This is a genomic window from Clostridium sp. YIM B02551 (assembly GCF_022324735.1).
In the GTDB taxonomy this organism is placed as follows: Bacteria; Bacillota; Clostridia; order Clostridiales; family Clostridiaceae; genus Clostridium_T; species Clostridium_T paridis.
This window is the reverse complement of sequence record NZ_JAKGTF010000013.1, coordinates 14,334-31,919: the sequence shown is the minus strand read 5'-3', so window position 1 is coordinate 31,919 and position 17,586 is coordinate 14,334. Positions and strand designations below refer to the sequence as shown.

At 31.4% G+C, this 17,586-nt stretch carries 26 protein-coding genes; all 26 read right to left on the bottom strand.

All coding sequences use genetic code 11. The annotated features are described in order from the left end of the window. Window positions 1–6: 6 nt before the first annotated feature. Window positions 7–165: a hypothetical protein gene (locus L1S47_RS15630; protein WP_238884503.1), complete on the bottom strand. Its 159-nt coding sequence runs from the start codon at window positions 163–165 to the stop codon at window positions 7–9. Then, the gene (locus tag L1S47_RS15625; RefSeq protein WP_238884502.1) at window positions 162–1,856 is read right to left on the bottom strand and encodes a hypothetical protein; all 1,695 of its coding nucleotides are present in this window, start codon (window positions 1,854–1,856) and stop codon (window positions 162–164) included. The genes L1S47_RS15630 and L1S47_RS15625 overlap by 4 nt, the downstream gene beginning before the upstream one ends. Continuing rightward, window positions 1,856–3,343 (bottom strand): phage portal protein, encoded by a 1,488-nt coding sequence (locus L1S47_RS15620; protein ID WP_238884500.1) that lies wholly within the window; start codon window positions 3,341–3,343, stop codon window positions 1,856–1,858. The genes L1S47_RS15625 and L1S47_RS15620 overlap by 1 nt, the downstream gene beginning before the upstream one ends. Further along, the gene (locus tag L1S47_RS15615; protein WP_238884498.1) at window positions 3,343–4,692 is read right to left on the bottom strand and encodes a PBSX family phage terminase large subunit; all 1,350 of its coding nucleotides are present in this window, start codon (window positions 4,690–4,692) and stop codon (window positions 3,343–3,345) included. The genes L1S47_RS15620 and L1S47_RS15615 overlap by 1 nt, the downstream gene beginning before the upstream one ends. Next, window positions 4,676–5,590, bottom strand: a complete 915-nt coding sequence (locus tag L1S47_RS15610) for a terminase small subunit (protein WP_238884496.1) — start codon at window positions 5,588–5,590, stop codon at window positions 4,676–4,678. The genes L1S47_RS15615 and L1S47_RS15610 overlap by 17 nt, the downstream gene beginning before the upstream one ends. Before the next feature lie 65 nt (window positions 5,591–5,655). Further along, complete coding sequence (locus tag L1S47_RS15605) at window positions 5,656–5,898, bottom strand: hypothetical protein (RefSeq protein WP_238884491.1); 243 nt, start codon at window positions 5,896–5,898, stop codon at window positions 5,656–5,658. A gap of 342 nt (window positions 5,899–6,240) precedes the next feature. Beyond that, window positions 6,241–6,456, bottom strand: coding sequence for a hypothetical protein (locus L1S47_RS15600; protein WP_238884490.1), 216 nt, complete (start codon window positions 6,454–6,456; stop codon window positions 6,241–6,243). A 34-nt stretch (window positions 6,457–6,490) separates the two neighbouring features. Further along, window positions 6,491–7,501 (bottom strand): DNA (cytosine-5-)-methyltransferase, encoded by a 1,011-nt coding sequence (gene dcm / locus L1S47_RS15595; RefSeq protein ID WP_238884488.1) that lies wholly within the window; start codon window positions 7,499–7,501, stop codon window positions 6,491–6,493. Window positions 7,502–7,653: 152 nt separating this feature from the next. Beyond that, window positions 7,654–8,091 carry a hypothetical protein gene (locus L1S47_RS15590; protein WP_238884486.1) on the bottom strand — a complete coding sequence of 146 codons (438 nt, stop codon included), beginning with the start codon at window positions 8,089–8,091 and terminating at the stop codon, window positions 7,654–7,656. A gap of 8 nt (window positions 8,092–8,099) precedes the next feature. Continuing rightward, window positions 8,100–8,279: a hypothetical protein gene (locus L1S47_RS15585; RefSeq protein ID WP_238884485.1), complete on the bottom strand. Its 180-nt coding sequence runs from the start codon at window positions 8,277–8,279 to the stop codon at window positions 8,100–8,102. Between the two features lie 207 nt (window positions 8,280–8,486). Next, a complete protein-coding gene (locus L1S47_RS15580; protein WP_238884483.1) occupies window positions 8,487–9,065 on the bottom strand; it encodes a hypothetical protein in 579 nt (192 codons plus the stop codon). A gap of 198 nt (window positions 9,066–9,263) precedes the next feature. After that, window positions 9,264–9,491, bottom strand: a complete 228-nt coding sequence (locus tag L1S47_RS15575; protein ID WP_238884482.1) for a hypothetical protein — start codon at window positions 9,489–9,491, stop codon at window positions 9,264–9,266. A gap of 13 nt (window positions 9,492–9,504) precedes the next feature. Further along, window positions 9,505–11,019, bottom strand: coding sequence for a DNA cytosine methyltransferase (locus tag L1S47_RS15570; RefSeq protein WP_238884481.1), 1,515 nt, complete (start codon window positions 11,017–11,019; stop codon window positions 9,505–9,507). Then, window positions 11,019–11,219 (bottom strand): DUF6011 domain-containing protein, encoded by a 201-nt coding sequence (locus L1S47_RS15565; protein ID WP_238884480.1) that lies wholly within the window; start codon window positions 11,217–11,219, stop codon window positions 11,019–11,021. Before L1S47_RS15565 ends, L1S47_RS15570 begins: the two co-directional genes overlap by 1 nt. Window positions 11,220–11,295: 76 nt before the next feature. Continuing rightward, window positions 11,296–12,336, bottom strand: a complete 1,041-nt coding sequence (locus L1S47_RS15560; protein ID WP_238884478.1) for a nucleoid-associated protein — start codon at window positions 12,334–12,336, stop codon at window positions 11,296–11,298. Beyond that, the gene (locus tag L1S47_RS15555; RefSeq protein WP_238884476.1) at window positions 12,337–12,582 is read right to left on the bottom strand and encodes an AbrB/MazE/SpoVT family DNA-binding domain-containing protein; all 246 of its coding nucleotides are present in this window, start codon (window positions 12,580–12,582) and stop codon (window positions 12,337–12,339) included. Beyond that, entirely contained in the window at window positions 12,583–12,720 is a 138-nt protein-coding gene (locus tag L1S47_RS15550) for a hypothetical protein (RefSeq protein WP_238884475.1), read from the bottom strand. A 4-nt stretch (window positions 12,721–12,724) separates the two neighbouring features. Beyond that, complete coding sequence (locus L1S47_RS15545) at window positions 12,725–13,327, bottom strand: putative HNHc nuclease (protein ID WP_238884473.1); 603 nt, start codon at window positions 13,325–13,327, stop codon at window positions 12,725–12,727. Window positions 13,328–13,338: 11 nt separating this feature from the next. Beyond that, entirely contained in the window at window positions 13,339–13,734 is a 396-nt protein-coding gene (locus L1S47_RS15540) for a RusA family crossover junction endodeoxyribonuclease (RefSeq protein ID WP_238884471.1), read from the bottom strand. After that, a complete protein-coding gene (locus tag L1S47_RS15535; protein ID WP_275297861.1) occupies window positions 13,734–13,874 on the bottom strand; it encodes an aspartyl-phosphate phosphatase Spo0E family protein in 141 nt (46 codons plus the stop codon). Before L1S47_RS15535 ends, L1S47_RS15540 begins: the two co-directional genes overlap by 1 nt. Before the next feature lie 5 nt (window positions 13,875–13,879). Continuing rightward, the gene (locus L1S47_RS15530; protein ID WP_238884463.1) at window positions 13,880–14,056 is read right to left on the bottom strand and encodes a hypothetical protein; all 177 of its coding nucleotides are present in this window, start codon (window positions 14,054–14,056) and stop codon (window positions 13,880–13,882) included. Window positions 14,057–14,171: 115 nt separating this feature from the next. After that, entirely contained in the window at window positions 14,172–14,633 is a 462-nt protein-coding gene (locus tag L1S47_RS15525) for a hypothetical protein (protein ID WP_238884461.1), read from the bottom strand. 141 nt (window positions 14,634–14,774) lie between these two features. Then, window positions 14,775–15,350: a hypothetical protein gene (locus L1S47_RS15520; RefSeq protein WP_238884460.1), complete on the bottom strand. Its 576-nt coding sequence runs from the start codon at window positions 15,348–15,350 to the stop codon at window positions 14,775–14,777. A 2-nt stretch (window positions 15,351–15,352) separates the two neighbouring features. Further along, the gene (locus L1S47_RS15515) at window positions 15,353–15,937 is read right to left on the bottom strand and encodes a hypothetical protein (protein ID WP_238884455.1); all 585 of its coding nucleotides are present in this window, start codon (window positions 15,935–15,937) and stop codon (window positions 15,353–15,355) included. 21 nt (window positions 15,938–15,958) lie between these two features. Then, the gene (locus L1S47_RS15510; RefSeq protein WP_238884453.1) at window positions 15,959–16,825 is read right to left on the bottom strand and encodes a phage replisome organizer N-terminal domain-containing protein; all 867 of its coding nucleotides are present in this window, start codon (window positions 16,823–16,825) and stop codon (window positions 15,959–15,961) included. A 12-nt stretch (window positions 16,826–16,837) separates the two neighbouring features. Next, a complete protein-coding gene (locus L1S47_RS15505; RefSeq protein ID WP_238884451.1) occupies window positions 16,838–17,584 on the bottom strand; it encodes an MBL fold metallo-hydrolase in 747 nt (248 codons plus the stop codon). Window positions 17,585–17,586: the final 2 nt, after the last annotated feature.

Here is a 17,586-nt window from a genome sequence, read left to right as displayed (position 1 = left end):
TTTATCTTACACAATCTCGATAGTAGGTACTTCTACTTCTTTTCTCCATTCTCTAAATTTCTTCTTTATCTCTTCTGGAGCATCTTCACTAATTTTTAATCCATCCTCATTATCAGATGTTACTATATAATCTGCTAATTCCTCCGGTAAATATGGCATTGTCACTTTAATTCCTCCATTCTCGTTCTTAATAGTTTCATGAATATTTTTGCTATCTTTCTAGGCCTTTTTGAGTCCATTGCCTCTGCAAAAGCTTCTGCCATGAATTCCGCTGAGTTTTCTCTAGCATATATCGAGAGATTTTTATCAATATCACTTAAACCGATCTTGCATAAATTCAAGGTTTCTTCTCTTAACTCTCTTGATATAGTAGAGTTCCTAATATTATTTATTCCATCTTCAATACTTCCTTTTCCTAATTTTATATTCAAGATGAATTCTATAAAGTGTCCAAGTTCATGAGTTATAATAGATTCAGCATCGGTACCTTTAGGATGAAATTTTGCTTTTAAATCTCTTAGGTAATATTTATTAACAGTTTCCATATCACCCATTAAGACCTTAGATATATTTAATGTTGCATGCATTTCTTTTTCAATTCTATTATATGATAGTGAAGCTGAAGCATAAGCTGTCTTAGTTGAAGTTACTTTTATTTCATTAATAAATCCTCTAAGTTCAGGGAAATTATTAAAAACATTCTCAATTTTTCTTGTAATCATAACTCCAAGGTCATCTTTCAAACCTGAAAAAGATACCTTTTCGAACCCCAGATTATTCATTAAATATTCCTTAGCTTCTTTACTATTATTATATCCATTTTTAGGAACAATATCACTTGTTTTATTGTTAAGTTCTTCGGTTAATCCAAATTCTTTCCCAAAGTTCTTATACCAATTATCTAATTCACTATTTTCTCCACCGTTTAACCAATCAATTAGTTCATCTCTTGCCTGATCTACTGGTGTGTTTTCTTGAGTAGGATAACATAAACAGTTAGGATGGGATGTAGGATATTCATTTGATGGATAAACTCCTTGTCCTAGTGAGTATTTATTACTATTCGCATTCTCGTCACATATATCACTTCTCCCATGCATTCTTTCGTAGTGCGCTGGACTCAGATTCCACTTTAGTCCCTTGCAAAAAGGATTCATTTTTGAACCTTGAATATAACTCTCATTATGAGCATGAGTTAGGCTAGTCCTTGCCAATCTTCTAGCTTGATATGAGACGTTATAGCTTACGCCATCAGGTAATGGAACTTTTACTTTATTGCCTTTATCATTAATCATATATAACGGCTTTGATTCCATTTTATTCTTAGGATTAATATAAGAATCCAATTGTTCAGCCAACTCTCTCGCATTTGCACCTTTAGCAACATTTATCTTTATTAGATTATCTATTGCTCTTGAATTACTTTTAGTTAATTCCCATAAACGTTGATCTAATGTTTTGCCATCAGAATAATAATTAGAACCAATAAGCTGTTTTGTTATATCTTTGGGTAACAAAGTAAACATCTTACTAAATGTGTTCTTAATATCTTCTCTTGGATTCATCATGTCAATATAACTGGCTTGAACTGAACTTGCTATTTGTGCACTTGCCTCAATGCCATTTTTCAAAGATTTACTTAAATTTGTTCTAACTTCATTTACGTAATCCTTAATAGATCTATCTAATTCGCTTAAGTACCTTGATGTTAATCCTCCTGGTTTAGCTTTACATAATTTATAACTTATTTGCTTACTTGCATCTTCATATATTTTTAAAATCTCATTTTCTTGAGCGATTGTGAGCTTTAAAAACTCCTTTCTTGCCTCAAGAATTCTATCTTGGTATTCACTCACTAGCTAACACCACCAGAATTAATCTCTTGATTTACTCCCTTTTGATATTGGTCCTGTTCTGCTGCATTAACCATTTGAATTTCATCAAGAATTTGTTCTAATGCACTTTCTGCGTCCTCTTCATCTGTAAATTCCTTAATGTAGCTTGTACGACTTCTTACATTTGCATTAACTTCTTCTAAGGCTAATTTCTTTTTATCTTCATCATCTGAAGGTAATGGATAGTTATGAGTAAATATAATCGTATATTTTAACTTGCTCCATTCATCTTTAAATTTATCTTTATAACAATGCTTTCCTGCTGTTATGATAAAGCCAATCAATTCTTTTAATATTGGCTCCCAATCATTCCACTTTTCCTCACATCGTCCAATTAAGTCATTATAAAGATACTTCATTGCCTTGGCACTTGGTATATTGCTTAAGTCTTTTACCGACGGCATATCAAGTATACTTCTCATATCTTCATCTAGTCTATTTAAATATGAATTAGCAGCTTCTGCATTCCCCATGCTATATTCAAGTCTTTGAATAATTGCTTGTTTCCCTTGCTCTGCAGCTTCACTATTAGTTCTTATTGCATGAAGTGCATTAGGCGCTACAGTTAAACTATCTACATCTTCTTTTTCACCATCGATAACAGCTTCTGCACCAAACATTTGAAATCTTAATGCATCGGCAAAGTCTGAATTTTTTCTATTGTATTTATTTTGGAGTTCCCTTAAATCATCTACATCAGATTCTCCAAAATCATCCCCTAACTCTCCACCATTTTTTATTAACCAACATGGTATATTTTCAAATCCAGTTGCTTGAGTAATTTCTTCTGTAGGTTTGTTAAGATCGTCACCCTTGTAGGTTTGCTTCATATAAAATGCCTCATAATCAGAAGCTCCATCTTGCTTATCGTAATAATAAGTGTGAATGTAATAAATTTTTCCACTATCTGAATCCTTAAAGACATTTTCTTCATCATCTTCAAAAAACTTAACTTCGAGTAATCTTCCATTCTGCTCTTTGTAATAGAAGTCTTCAATATTTTCATATTTAATTATGATTGGCATATCTGGATTAGCTTCAACTCTTAAAAGGATTCTCTTTTTTATAGTACTCATAAGAAAGGCTTTTCTAGTGTTATTCCAGAATTTATTACTTTCTAGAACATCATCAACAAATCTTCTTAATCCTTCACATTTATCTTTATCATCTAGGTTATCTGGCTTAAATAGAATAAAAGGTTCATTCCCAAACATGAATCTAGCTTGTTTCTTTAGCAATGGCTTCGTTTTATTTCTTATGTCTTGTGTTGGAGTATAGTCAACATTATCATTAACATCCCAACTTTGACCCAATAAAACTTTGTCTACTTTAGCAGCATCAATATCTTTGCATTCACCTTTATAAAAATAATAATCTCTTTTTACTTTCTTCCTTTCCTTAACTTCAGAAGTAGGAAGTCCTAATAGTGTTTCTCTTATATCTGGCATTAGAATACTGTTCCTCCTTTCCTGTATGGATTAGTAGTCTTATTAACACCTTTTCCTTTGCTATAAACTTCATCATCATATGGATTCATATCTTTAAATAGTATCGTATTAACAAAATATCTTATAGCATCCATCGCATGATCATTTTCTTTTACTGGCTTATCCTTACCTGTTCTACTTGCTTTTTCATCCCAAATATATGAAAAGAATTCTCTAAAAATCATTTCACAACAATTATTAAAGAAAATTAACCCAAGGCTCAATGCTCTGCTGACATTTCTAATGCCATCATCAACATCATTATTCGCTTTTCTAACTTTGTATTTCCCTTTTTCTCTTATAACTGCAATAAATGAAGCAGCACTAGGATCTATTATTATTTCCTTTGGAATAATATCTCCTAAGAATTCTTCTAAGTCAGTATAATATTTGTTATCTGTTTTCTGCTTTACTTCCTCTCGTCCGCTATAATAGTATTCCTTAACGGCATACCACTTGCCATCACATTTACCCCATAAAATAAAAACAGTTGCGTTTTGAGTACCGTAGTCAATACTAACGTAGTATTCAGTGTACGCCCTAAAGATATTTGCTACTTTGTGAACTGCTTCATTGAACATATCATAGATAATTCCTTCAGCCATCACCCAAAGTCCTAAGATATATCTTTTATAGAAAACTCCTGAATACATTTTTTTATATCTACTCTTTATTTCTTCCGATAAACTTAAATTATCATCCATTGTAAAGTGAAGATATAGTATATTTTTTTCTTTCTTCTTATCTATCCAATTAATCTTAAACCAGTGATATGGTCCATCTGGATTGCAGTTAAACCAATACTTTGAGCCATCAACTGAACATCGTCCTGTTGCTTGATTAACAAAGCTTTCGGGCATTAATGCAACTTCATCAAAGAAGACTCCAGCTAAAGTTATACCTTGTATAAGATCTTGTGACCTTTCATCCTTACCACCAAAAATATAAAAGTAATTTGTTACCCCATTCTTTGATATAATTACTAAATTGTCTGCTCTTAAATCGTCTACCTTATACTTTCTAGCCTTTAGCATTAGCTTAAGCCAAAAAAGAACATTACGTCTAAATGATCCTATCGTTTTTCCGCACATTCCAAAGCTTTGATTTTCAAATGTACTCATTGCCCAAAGAACATAGCTTAATGACATAGATAATGTTTTACCACTTCTAATTGAGCCATCTGCTATTATTCCATCTTTATCTTTTACTGGAGAATTAGGAAGCCACCAATTTAATACTTTTAATTGCTTAACTGAAAATGGACTAAATTTAAAGATAACCTTTTTTACTCTATTAATTAATTTCTTCATCAGTCCACTCCACCTCTTTTACAGTTCCTTGAAGTGCTTCAATGAATCCATCGTCTTCTATTTCCTCATTATCTTCATTTCCAGATTTGGCTCTCGCTAGATCTAATTTAGCATTCTCAATCTTAAGTTTTTCTTTTGTTTCAGTTGATAATAAATCCATTCTATCTGATAACCATCGTAATGCTTTCATTTTATCCTGTAGCTTTAGCTTAGCTCCATCTTTACCTTTTGAAATTTCAGATATTAAAGTCCCATCAACTTCGCTACTATCTTTAAAATGAGCAAAATCTACGGTATAAGTCATGGGATTACCATCCTCATTAATGAGTGGTTCTCCTGATACTGGATTTAACATAGGTACTTCCCTTTGTCCAAAATCCATATAGTCACTTATATCTGTAAATGCAATATCAATGTACTTTTGGAATATGTCATCTTCACTTAACATTGCCCTATTTAACTTATAAGCTTTGAGTTTATTAATCTCAGTCTGAATTGAAGTTTTTTGAAGTAGTTGATATCCTTGCTCTCCTGCAGTATCTTTTGAGTACCCTGCCTTAATTGCTGCTTTAGTGGCATTAAAGCATTTTATATAGTGAATGCAAAAAAGCCTTTGCTTATCAGTTAATTCAGTATTTTTTAATACCTCCTCAACTTCCTCAACAACAGGCTTTTCATTAACTTCTTTTTTCTTTGTTTTACATTTTGTTGTACAACTTTTATTTTTTTGTTGTACAACATTAATATTTTCATTCCATTTATCCCTTTGCTTCCATACTGCAATCTTCTTTTCATCTTCATTTAGTACGGTTGCTATCTCTCTATTTGTTATCGCTCCTTTTTTAACTTTGTATAAATCAAATGCTCTATCCCTATTGGGACTTCTGCTCCTTGGCATTACATACTCACCACCTGCCTTATACTTGTATAAATGAAAAAGAACTCGATTAAGAGTTCTTTTGATTATAATCCAGCTTCATCTTTCATTTTAAAAGCTTTTATTATTTCAGATTCTTCATTATATTCTATCATACCTAATAATTTATCAATCATTTCTCTCAATTGACATACATTAGTAACTATACTACCATCACTTTTAACCTTACTTAATTCATATACTCTACCATTTTCTAATTGGTTTAATTTGTTCGTTATTCGATTTAACTCATGAATATAATTTTTCTTAATATCTATTATTTTATCCATTCTCTCACCCCTCCAATAGAATAACTTCTACAAAAAGAACTGATATCCTTTAATTTTTGAACCAAATTTTAACAGGATTCATAAACTATTTCGAAAACTAAATATTGCGGAGGTGCGGGTATGTTAGGGAAAGTATCTCATATGATTAAGTCATTAATTAAGATGCATTTACGATTTCAAGTAATATTTATTATTACGATAAATTATAATTCTTAATTAATGATAAAAGTATTATTGTTAGGAAAGTCTATTCTTCATAGAATATTCTCCCTAGCATGCCGGACATTTAAACAATAAACAAATCATTGAAATTTAAGCTTTTCATTTATTGTTTTCATATTCTTATCTTTGCTGAATTGCTCCATTTTTGTTTCTAAAATATGATCTCTCCTTCATGCATTCTTTAATTGAGTCTGTCTCTTTTTCCTTAATTATTCTTTTAGATCCGCAGTAACAACATGAAGTATACTTACCTTCACGCTTGTTTGCTTCATGATCCTCTGTCACAACTACGAATTCTTTCTTGCATGACTTACATTTCATTGCTGTATACTCCATATTATCACCTCCAGTTTACTCTGATAATTTGTTTTTATCTCTCAATAAATAATTCAAAGAATAGATCTTCTAAAACATCAACATTTATACTATTCCCAGCCATTTTATACATTTGACTATCTGAATTATCTTTGCCATTATAAAATTTTTCTTCTAGTGCTTCTTTAACCTTATGGTACTCATCTCCAAATCCTTGTAACTTCCAACACTCATGAGGATTAAGTCTTCTGATTCTACATTCTACTATCTTAGGTATACTATCTCCACCAGTTAATAGTGTCGGGCTTGTACCATCCTTAGAGAATACACGCTTATTCATATCCAGTAATTTAGGATTATTAATATCTCCTAATTTAAGTATTCCATTTTCACTCGGTTTTCTATTATTTAGTTTCATTTCAAAACGCTTAGTTAATTCATTTGCTATATTATCTTTTATATAATATTTTTCATCAGTGTATACATCTAATATATCTCTCATAGTAGTTTTTCTATGATCTCTTACTTTAAATAAGAATCCTTTAGTATCTGCATCTTTTCTTATTGAAATAACAAACAATCTTTCTCTGCTTTGTGCAGCTCCATAATCTTTGCTATTTAAAACTTTAAAGTAGTTATTGTATCCTAAATCACTTAATGTTGAAATGTACTTATCGAAATTATGTTTATGTTTCTTGCATATTACAGCTTTCACATTCTCCCAAATGATATACTTAGGCATCTTATTTCTAATAATATCAACTGTATACCACATTAATGAAGATTTTGTTCCACTACCTTCATCCCCACCTTCTCCATTACCTGCCAAACTAAAGCTTTGACAAGGACTTCCATGAGTAAGTAAGTCAAAATCTTTGAGCAAATTAATATTAACTTTTGTTATATCCCCCAAATTAAAGTGATCTGGTTTATTATGTATAATTTCATATGCATAACTTGCAAACTTATCAATCTCACAATAATTCACTAATTCATAATCAACCTTTAGATTTTCTAATGCCTTTTCAAAAGCACCTATCCCACTAAATAAACTTAATATTTTCATTTTCATTCCTCCTTTGTTTTGATGATTAGTTTAAATCACACCGCCCATTACACCAAAATAAAAAAACACCCAAAATTAATTGAGTGTTTCACCACAGTAACCAGTTGTAAGTCCCTACTTACTGCCATAATATATACATTTCCATGATACAATCATAACACGTTTGATGTGCTAATAGGTGCTAATCTTTTCATGAAAGTATCGTGTTTCAATCTTACTGTACTAGTTGCATAATTCATTTTATTACCTATCTCCATCCATGATAGTCCATCAATGTATTTATAAATTAATATCTGCCTAAGACTGCTATCATCCAAGCTATAAATATATTCTGTAAGCTTGTCCTTTTCTTCCATCAGTTCATTAAGATTTTTACTTAACCTTCTTTTTATATTAGCAATTCTTTTTTTATAGGTGTCAGTGTCATAACCAGATATTTTAATATTATGTTGTACGAAAGGGAAGTCTACATATGAGCCAGTAACTGAATCAGTTGTATACTCAGGTTCAACTTTTTCTAATTGTCTTTTAAGTAAATCTATCTCATGAGATATTTTTCTATACTTTAATAACTCCTCTTTAGTCATCATTATCCCTCCTACATTTCTTCTAACCTGCATCTATTATCAGGAACAAAACTTCCCACAGTCCATTCCTCAGATGTTTGTGTGTTTATTTTTCCACACTGAAGGTTTTCTATCTTTATTCCATTTGTTTTTAAAGGACATAAAAGACATTCCTTAGGCAGCTTGTCTACCAATACTCTATATATTTTCAATCAACATCCCTCCTTTAAGTTTCATCACCCTCAACTACATATACATTTGTATTTGGAGGATTAATTATTGGTATGCCGCATTAAAAAAATCGCAAATTCAATTTCTTGAATAATGCGATTTTACAATTTGCTATTTATTTTTTATTTATTTATTTATTTATGATACGAGAAAAAATTCACTTTGAGCTTGATATATAGTAATTAATCTTAATCCGTATCGTTTAAGTAATTAATTATGGAACCATCTGTTCTTTTTTCAACTATCATATCATTAGATAAATTTCTACGTTGCAAAACACGGAAGATATTTTTTCCTCTATCCATAAACACCTTCTTCGTTACAGAACCTCTCGTCGTTCTAACTGTAATTTTAATAACACCTTCTTCATAAGGATAAAATCCATACTTAGAAAATACATGAAAATATCCACCAATAGAATTATACGGTTCTATTTTTATTGGATAATCCAAACTATAAACTTCATTTGAATTCTTATCGCCTCTTATCTTTGTTAATACTAATTTTTTACTTCCTGTACCAGACCCTTCAATTATTTCTCCATTACGTTCATAATACGTCTTAATTTCTAAAACTGAACAAGGAAGTTTTGAATAATTCTTTATATATAACCAAAGAAACATAGGGTGATTCCCATCATTACTACCAAACCATTTTATAAATTCAAAATCTAATTTAAAACGTTCAGTCCACCATGTTCGAAAAGCTAAAATTAAACTCAATATTAATGATATTACTGAAATAACAATTGGAATAGCTACAAGCATTATATCCTCCATAATGATATCTACTAGATATTTTCTATCTTTATTTTAATTAACCATAATTTGATATTCTGAATCAATTATAACACAAATTGTAAGCATCATATTATTCGATTTTCAAAGACCTATTTAAATTTAATTACAGCGACAAAATTAATATTACGTACCTACATGATATTTTTCTATCGTTATCTAGAATGGTTAATTGTCTTCCCCTAACAATCTTTTTCTTAACCATATCTTCTGTGTTATCTGTTTCTTAATATCTTCTTTAGCATGTGCTGTTCTTAGTTTCATCTGAAGGTTCTCTATGTCTTTATCTAGCTGCTTTATTCTTTTATTTACTTTAAGCCAACGTTTTATAATGCAAACGCAAAAAGCTACTAATAATGCAATGTAAATTATTGAACAAACTATTAAAAACTTCATATACTTCACCCTTCTAACTTATTTCTTTCAATTTCTTATCACATAATTCTGGTAGATTAGCTTCAACTAAAGCTTTTGCAAATGGTGGCGGAACTGCATTTCCACATCTTGCAACTTGTGCTGTTTTACGATATGGTTTCCCGGTATAGTCATGGTCAATAATATAGTTAGAAGGGAAACCTTGAGCTGCAAATAGTTCATGAGGTTCTAGCATCCTCAATCCAATATCAACTATTTGATAATCTACTTCTTTTATTGTTATCAATCCAAACTTATCTTTACTTGTAACAGTACCTAAAGGTTTATCTATATCTTGTCCCACATCATTTCCATAGTATTTAGTTAAAAATGATTGATTTGCCTTATCACCAAATACTGGTTTCCCATAGTATTTATTCAAATATTTTTGTACTTCTTCATGATGATTAGTGCATTCTTTATCTAGCTTGACTTCAACTAATGAATGACAAGCTCTAGCAGTAATAGTGTGTATTCCATCATTCATTCCACTTGCAACAGATCTACTCTCACCTGCATAACTTTTTGATATGAATGCACTTACAAGTCCGTATCTTGGCGAACTATCCAATGTCATTAATGGTTCATTTACTTTCTGTCCTCTTACACCTGTTTTACTTGTTTCTGTATGGTACTGAATAAGTGTAGGTGCAACCAAGCAAGCTTCTGCTTTACTGACTATAGTATTCAAAGGATCATGTATACTTCTTGACCTGTCCTTACTAAATCCAGTTTGACCAATACTCACAATAAACGGTTCAGGGTTTTTAAAGACAAATTTTTCAAGACCTTTTGCTATTCTTTTGAGTGTATTTTCTGCTAATGGTTTACTTCTTTCGAAAATACTTTTACATGGAATTGACCAATCGATAATATCTGCTGCAGTCTTCCATGGTTTTAATAACCCTGCTTGAACTTCTAAAGTATTTGGATTTCCATGTGTTGGTTCAGGCCATACAATTTTTTTACCATCACACCTGGCTATTAAGAAGAATCTTTTTCTTATTGTAGGAGCACCATAATCACAAGCTTTTAATTCTCTATGGTCTACTACATACCCTAATGATTCAAGCTGCCCTTTCCATTTCCTGAATGTTTCTCCCTTTTTATTTTTTATAGGTCTGCCCTTTTTTAAAGGCCCCCAGGTTTGAAATTCTTCAACATTTTCTAATATAATAACTCTCGGTCTAACTTTTCCTGCCCACTTAAGAACAATCCATGCTAGTCCACGTATTTTCTTTTCAACTGGTTTTCCGCCCTTAGCCTTACTAAAGTGCTTACAATCTGGACTAAACCAAGCTAATGCAACTGGTTTTCTTTGAGTTGCTTCAATAGGATCTACTTCCCAAACACTTTCACAGTAGTGTTTACTCTTTGGATGATTTGCTTTGTGCATTGCAATAGCATCAGGATCATGATTAATTGCTATATCGACTGAACGCCCTATCGCTAGTTCAATCCCAGTAGATGCCCCTCCACCTCCTGCAAAGTTGTCTATTACTAATTCCATTAAATCCCCTCCAATTCTTCAAAACTAACTTGCCCTTTTAATACTTCCTCTTTACGCTTTTTAGCTTCAAACTTTAATTTTCTTTTTCGCTTTTCTTCCTTATCAATCTTTTTGAGTTTTGCCCAGCAACTTGGACCCATTCCCCTTGCTAGACTTTCCTCTGATTTAAGTGATCTATGGCATAATATGCACCGCTTCATTACCTCACCTTCTCACTTGAAACTCATATGAGAATATAATTTTATAGCTATACTCCCATATGAGGTTATTCCTGTTCTATTTCTCTATATAGTTCATAACATGCTTAATAACTAGATTGATGCTTCCATCGCCATTCCTTACTATTTCAAATTTAGACTTATCGTTATATGATTCTTCATCAATGTATAAATCTATATCCTTATCAATTTTTAACCTAGTTCTTTTAAGCTTCTTTTCTACATACTGCTTATCTACTTGAATTTCTTCTCCTAAACCTTGAGATGTAATATAATCATCAAATGACTTTTTTGCTTCAGGCTCTTCTTTAAAGATTTTCTCTGAAAGTTCTGGAATATTTATAGACTCTTCTTCCTTTAGCTTATTTTTGATAACGTTCCTTATCTGTTCAGCTCTGTCTGCATCTTGAACTACATTGTTTCTTATCCAGGTTTCAGATTTATTCATAAATGTTTTTGTCATATCTCTTTCATTCTTTATAAGAGTGCATCCTAAAAAGTTATTTATAAAATAATTGACTCCATATTCTTCTTCAGTTCTATTTTTCCTTTGCTTATCAATTACCATTAGATTGAAATCTTGATTTTCTCTAATTGGTTTAATAAATGCTGCCTTACTTATACGAGCGCTTGTTTGAGGTAATCCTCCAAACTGTCTTATTAAATTTATTCCTATCTTGTCCTCTATAAAATCAATCTTATGAGTGAATGTGTTTACATAATCTAACTTAAGTAATGCTAATAGTGGCCCTTGATCTGTAGAAAGTGTTGTTACAATTAGATCACACGATGGAATATTCCCATTGTCTTTCATGATGCTAAATAGCTGTCTTGCTATTTCCTTAGAAACTTCTACTAAATCTGTATTAACTCCATTAAGATACTCTTGTGAAAGTTCCTTAACTATATTTCTTTCTATATTGAAAATTGCATATTTTAATTCTTCATCTTTAAATGATTTTTCTAAATGCCTGTACAAGAATTTATATACCTCGTCCCCTAAATCAAGCTTGTACTCATTTAATATTGGCTCGTCCGAATTATTATCTAGTACATGTATTACTGCATCTAGGATATTAATGTCGTTTATATATTCCATCTATTTGGCTCCTTTCAAATCTTTTAAGCATCCCTTACAAATAGTTTGTCCTTTATATTCAGTGGTATTATCAACTTCACCACAGAATACACATCCTGGAGCATATTTTTTTAAGATGATATTTTCTCCCTCTGTATAAATCTCTAGTGAATCACCTTCATTAAGGTTTAATGTCTTTCTTAATTCTTTTGGTAAAACTATTCTTCCTAATTGGTCTGACTTTCTAACTACTCCTGTACTTTTCATTTATAAATCCTCCATTTCAACTATTACAAAATTATTATTTATCTCTACTTTTTTAGCTCTATTTATCCAATGTTTAGTTAATCTTATTTTTTCTCTGAAGTTTTTAAATGGTATTGCTACTGCAACTAACGTTCCCATTACCTTAACCTCCTTGAAATTTAATACCATAAACTTTATATAGTTTTTGAAATTGCAATAATCCTTTTGATTTAGCCAAATCATGATGAACTTGGCAGAGACACATTTTATTTTTATCTCTGTCTAAGGTGTATATAGTTCCTTTATCTCCACAAATGCTGCAGATTTCTTTTTTAATAGTCATGTACAAGAACTTACCTATATCATCTGTACGCTCTAGCGCTGATTGTGAGAGTGGAATATCTAAGCTAATACAAAAGTCAATTAGATAACTTATAAACTCCCTAGCAACCTCCAGGCTACAATTTGATAGTGAAAATGGTTCAATGTTATTCTCATAACAGAAACTCAATGTTAGTAGATCTCTTACATACTCTGCTTCATATCCGGTGTAGAGAGAAACATCTTTTACAAACGCAAATATCTTTTTCCTTTGTTCTGCAGTAATTGTGCGATAATCTTCTAATCTTATTTCTCCTAATATCCCACTATCTGACTTGTATCTTAATATTTGATCCTTTGGAATATCTGTTTCAATCTGTAGAATTGTTTTATTTGCAACTTCTTTTATTCCTCTAACCTGGAATGAGTTCCAAACCTGCTTCATAAAATCACCTGCTAAAGAGCATCTAAGCTTACAACTACTCTTGGATTATCTGAATAAAATTTTTCAATTACTAAGACCACAACTTGGCTATCATCATCATATGCAAGTTTATTTAAACTATCTAAAATGATTTTTGCTACATTATCCAAATCAGGCTTTTTCGTTGGTCTAATTAAGTTTTGTTCCATTAAACTTCTATTCTTTTTACTTGCACTTTTAGGGATAGAGTAATACGCCTTAATAGTTGCTTTAATTTCACCTTCTAGCTTTTTATACTCACTTTGATAGAAGCATAGTTTTACTAAGTTCTCATACTCTACAGTATCCTTAGGAGTGTATGTTACATTCTTGCCTAGTCTTGGTCTTCCTTTCCCTTTTGGTTCTCCTGGTATTGTAAGTACAAACATTACATCACCCCTTCTTTTTTAAGAACTCCACCATTCTTATTCATATATCTATCTAGTTCTTGGCTTTTAGCTATTGTAATCTCATGTGTTGAACCATACTTTTCTATACATTCATATAATTCATTTTTGAGCTTGTCCAAATAATTCACCTCTGTCCTATAGCCTTTTTATGATTAGGTCTTCTTAATCCTCCGATTGACTTAGAAACACTATTTATTACCACTGCGTTTATATCTCTTTCATGCTGCCTCTCATTGTATTGTTTATTGTATTTATCATTTATAATTTTTTTCTTAATTTCTTGTCTTGTTAAAGGCCTCATCTTACTCACCTCTCACTTAAGTTTCATTTGCATATGAGAATAGAATGTTATTACGGTTACTTAAATATCCCCTATTCTCTTTTTGTTTCAGATTAATATTGTATTACGTAACAACTTATTTGGTTTTGGATGTGTATCTTGCTTCGTACTCAATTTCCACAATAAATTCTGCATCGCATACTGAACAAGTTATTTCATGCTCTCCCGGCTCATACATATCTTCGTTTGAACACTCCGAATCACATATCGGGCATATAATTTCACTTGTGTTCCAGCAATCATTTTCAGAGTGTCCTTTCTTTTTTGCTTCTCTTAAGGCTTCTTCCCTTTTCTTTTTACGTTCTCTGTCAGCACAAGGTTTGCATTTAAATCCATCTGGATGTCCCCAAGGAATTTCAGTCAGGTCTTTCCTATGAGTACCACATGTAATGCAACGATCGTGTTCATCACAAACAATATACGAATACTTTTCGTTGTTATTTAAACACTTGCTGCATCCGCAAACCCAATACCAGCCATCATCAAATCTTTCAGCATATAATCCGTGCATAGGTGGATCTAATCTGACTTCCGGCAATTCATTGTTATTAGAACGGTCATTCCATGTATTTGTGTGACCAGAACGTGTTCGTTGTTTCCACTCCTTTGGTATTTCTGGAATAAATATTTTTACATCCTTCAATTCCATTAATTCTCACTCCTTTGTATAATTTTCAGATTATGAATTAACTCTCTCAAATTCGATTACCCATACCAAAGGATTAGCATCCCAATTCTTATAAAGTCCATCCCATAAAGGCTTAAAATATTCTTCTTGTAATTGCTTTTGTAATCCCCCACATACACAACTTGGTAGAATACCTTCTTTATGCATTCCATCCAAATCTATGTCTTGAAGTCTTTCTACTCGTACATTAGTAACCTTAAGAAATATTCTTGCTAGATCTCTAGGCATATGGATTGAAGGGTGCCACTTCTTTACTCCAACATCTATAAAAGAATGTTCTTTTCCATTGTCATCACATTTATATAGGTATTTTAAATTCTTATCCATTTCAACTTCTGCATAATTAACAAAGTCTTCTACTTTGGACCATGTTTCTCTTACCCAAAGTATGTCACCTACTTGATATATTGGTTTATATGGTACTAATCTTTCATTCCCTCTTGGTTTAGTTATAAAACCGTTTGGATGTATTTCAAATGGTTGCTTCAAAGCTCTTCTAGTACATGTCTTTCTTCCCTCTAAAATAGCCTTAACCATTTCAGTATTAAACAGTATTGGTCTTTCCATGACTACACCCCCAAGAAGTTGAATATTAAAGCTACTTGCTTTGCATTATAGTGCCTGTCTACTAACAACTTTTCATTATGCTTTTCTATTGCTTGAAGAAGTTCTGTTTCTGTAGGTTGTAAAACTTCAGCTAAATTTGTAACTGACATTTGTATGATGTCTAGTATTTCTTCAAGTTGATTTTCTCTATCTCCATTTATTAGTGATTCTTCGTATTCTCTTAATTCTTCATATAGTTTGTTCACATAATATGCGTTATTATAGCCTGCTTTCTGTTCTAGGATAAATAACGCCTTAGATGTATCTAAATCCCCTCTCTCGTCCTCATACGAGTTTTCTATATATGCTATAGCATTTCTTAATACCTTTAAGTCTTTCTTTAATCTGCTTCCAGCTTGACAGCCATAATTGTTTACCATTGCATTAAGTCTTTCAGTTTCTTTTTCCATTTCTCTTAAACCTTGAATTGTTTCATCTATGCTCAACTTAGTGTTTATAACCTCTGTTGCCATTTTAATTGCTTCTTCAATGTTCTTAACTTTATTGTCAAATAGTAGCTTTACAGCTTCTTTTAATATTTCTTCCACAATAACCATCCCCCTAATTAATTAATCAGTATCCCAACCAAGAAGTTTCTTCTCTAAATCATCATAGTCATAATTTCTTCCCTCGAAATTATCAAATCTAAGCTTAGATTTTTCTTTAGGTTGAAATGTATCTTTTGTATTTTTAGGTTTGCTTTCCCTACCCTTGGATGACCAGTTACTTAAAATGCCTTTGACATATGAGTAATTAAGTTTACCTCTATCACTTGCTTCTTTAGCTGCATCCATTACCCAATTTGCAGTATACACTTCAATATCAGCAGCTATTTCTTCAAATTGAATTGGACTTAATCTAAATCCACATTTCTCAAAATGTTTAAAAACTTGTACATTTGAAATTTTTATACTATTACTACTAGTAGTAGTTATTTCTTTATCTTCTTCTTTATCTAATTCTTCTTTCTTATTCTTATTCTGTTCCGTGACTGTAACGTTACTGTCACGTGACATATCTTCTTTAGGACAAACAATTGATAGATTAGATTGTTCTTTATCTCTCTTCCTTTGTTGCCTTAATCTATTTTGTTCTCTTACTTTGTCCATACCTTCAATGTTTTGATGCTTTGACCAATTTGCTATTTGAATTAGTTTGTCCGCTTGGACATGTATCATTCCAAAATGGGACAAGGTATCTAGTGCAAGCCTTACTGAATTTAAAGGTCTATTAAAAATAGTGGACAACATTTCATCTGTATATGGGACATTCTCATTAAGAAAGATATATCCATTTGCATTAGTCTTTCCTGCTTGAACTAATAACCTAATCCAAATGTAAAATATAGTATCTCTTTCAGGCATTGCATCAACTAATTTTATTTTTTCATCATCAAACATATTAGTAGTTATCTTTATCCACTTTATTTCTGCCATTAAAGTTACCTCCTAAAGATTTAGATTAATCTCTAATCCTTTGTTTGCTATATATGTTGGCTTAGCAGTAAGCCTTTCAATTTGATCCTTAAACTCACCAGAATTACTATTACTATCACTTAGATGTATAAGAACAATATTATTAACTTTTCTAAGATCATTAGCTTCTAGAAATTCTTTTACGTTATCTAAACTAAAATGGGACTTAATCAATCTATTTCTTAGTACTGGATGAACTGATCCATTCTCCAAATTTTCATTCAATATCCCTTTGCTATAGTTACATTCTATTAAGATGTTTCTTAAATTTTTAAATTTATATTTGCAGTAATAACTGTCTGTAATAAATAGGAGCTTTCCCAAGTTTTCATGATGTATTAAAAATCCTAATGGTTCAGCAGCATCATGTTCAGCAGTGAAAGGTAAAACTGTAAAACCACCAACTTTGAATTGAACCTCTGATTTAATAAAGTGTAACCTGTGGTAAGTTTCAATCGCTTCATCCTCTTTTAGAATTGCTCTTATAGTTCCGTTACTTGTATAAACATCTATTCCAGCTTTCAACAACTCCCAATATGCTTTAGAATGGTCTTTATGCTCATGGCTTACCAAACATCCCACCACATTGCTAAGATTGAAATTTAAGCCTTTTAGAATGGTTTTATAAGGTATTCCACATTCAATTATTAATGTTTCATTATTATCTTGGAGCAGGTAGCAATTTCCTTTGCTACCACTCCCTAGTACTTTCAATTTCATAG

What these genes read in the sequence shown, in the direction of transcription:
- L1S47_RS15510 (WP_238884453.1), bottom strand. Translation starts at nt 16,825, where the DNA reads ATGGCAGAAATAAAGTGGATAAAGATAACTACTAATATGTTTGATGAT.
- L1S47_RS15590 (WP_238884486.1), bottom strand. Translation starts at nt 8,091, where the DNA reads ATGATGACTAAAGAGGAGTTATTAAAGTATAGAAAAATATCTCATGAG.
- L1S47_RS15520 (WP_238884460.1), bottom strand. Translation starts at nt 15,350, where the DNA reads ATGGAAAGACCAATACTGTTTAATACTGAAATGGTTAAGGCTATTTTA.
- L1S47_RS15570 (WP_238884481.1), bottom strand. Translation starts at nt 11,019, where the DNA reads ATGGAATTAGTAATAGACAACTTTGCAGGAGGTGGAGGGGCATCTACT.
- L1S47_RS15605 (WP_238884491.1), bottom strand. Translation starts at nt 5,898, where the DNA reads ATGGATAAAATAATAGATATTAAGAAAAATTATATTCATGAGTTAAAT.
- L1S47_RS15545 (WP_238884473.1), bottom strand. Translation starts at nt 13,327, where the DNA reads ATGAAGCAGGTTTGGAACTCATTCCAGGTTAGAGGAATAAAAGAAGTT.
- L1S47_RS15560 (WP_238884478.1), bottom strand. Translation starts at nt 12,336, where the DNA reads ATGGAATATATAAACGACATTAATATCCTAGATGCAGTAATACATGTA.
- L1S47_RS15555 (WP_238884476.1), bottom strand. Translation starts at nt 12,582, where the DNA reads ATGAAAAGTACAGGAGTAGTTAGAAAGTCAGACCAATTAGGAAGAATA.
- dcm (WP_238884488.1), bottom strand. Translation starts at nt 7,501, where the DNA reads ATGAAAATATTAAGTTTATTTAGTGGGATAGGTGCTTTTGAAAAGGCA.
- L1S47_RS15620 (WP_238884500.1), bottom strand. Translation starts at nt 3,343, where the DNA reads ATGCCAGATATAAGAGAAACACTATTAGGACTTCCTACTTCTGAAGTT.
- L1S47_RS15565 (WP_238884480.1), bottom strand. Translation starts at nt 11,219, where the DNA reads ATGAAGCGGTGCATATTATGCCATAGATCACTTAAATCAGAGGAAAGT.
- L1S47_RS15530 (WP_238884463.1), bottom strand. Translation starts at nt 14,056, where the DNA reads ATGAGGCCTTTAACAAGACAAGAAATTAAGAAAAAAATTATAAATGAT.
- L1S47_RS15610 (WP_238884496.1), bottom strand. Translation starts at nt 5,590, where the DNA reads ATGCCAAGGAGCAGAAGTCCCAATAGGGATAGAGCATTTGATTTATAC.
- L1S47_RS15580 (WP_238884483.1), bottom strand. Translation starts at nt 9,065, where the DNA reads ATGCTTGTAGCTATTCCAATTGTTATTTCAGTAATATCATTAATATTG.
- L1S47_RS15505 (WP_238884451.1), bottom strand. Translation starts at nt 17,584, where the DNA reads ATGAAATTGAAAGTACTAGGGAGTGGTAGCAAAGGAAATTGCTACCTG.
- L1S47_RS15600 (WP_238884490.1), bottom strand. Translation starts at nt 6,456, where the DNA reads ATGGAGTATACAGCAATGAAATGTAAGTCATGCAAGAAAGAATTCGTA.
- L1S47_RS15575 (WP_238884482.1), bottom strand. Translation starts at nt 9,491, where the DNA reads ATGAAGTTTTTAATAGTTTGTTCAATAATTTACATTGCATTATTAGTA.
- L1S47_RS15540 (WP_238884471.1), bottom strand. Translation starts at nt 13,734, where the DNA reads ATGTTTGTACTTACAATACCAGGAGAACCAAAAGGGAAAGGAAGACCA.
- L1S47_RS15550 (WP_238884475.1), bottom strand. Translation starts at nt 12,720, where the DNA reads ATGGGAACGTTAGTTGCAGTAGCAATACCATTTAAAAACTTCAGAGAA.
- L1S47_RS15615 (WP_238884498.1), bottom strand. Translation starts at nt 4,692, where the DNA reads ATGAAGAAATTAATTAATAGAGTAAAAAAGGTTATCTTTAAATTTAGT.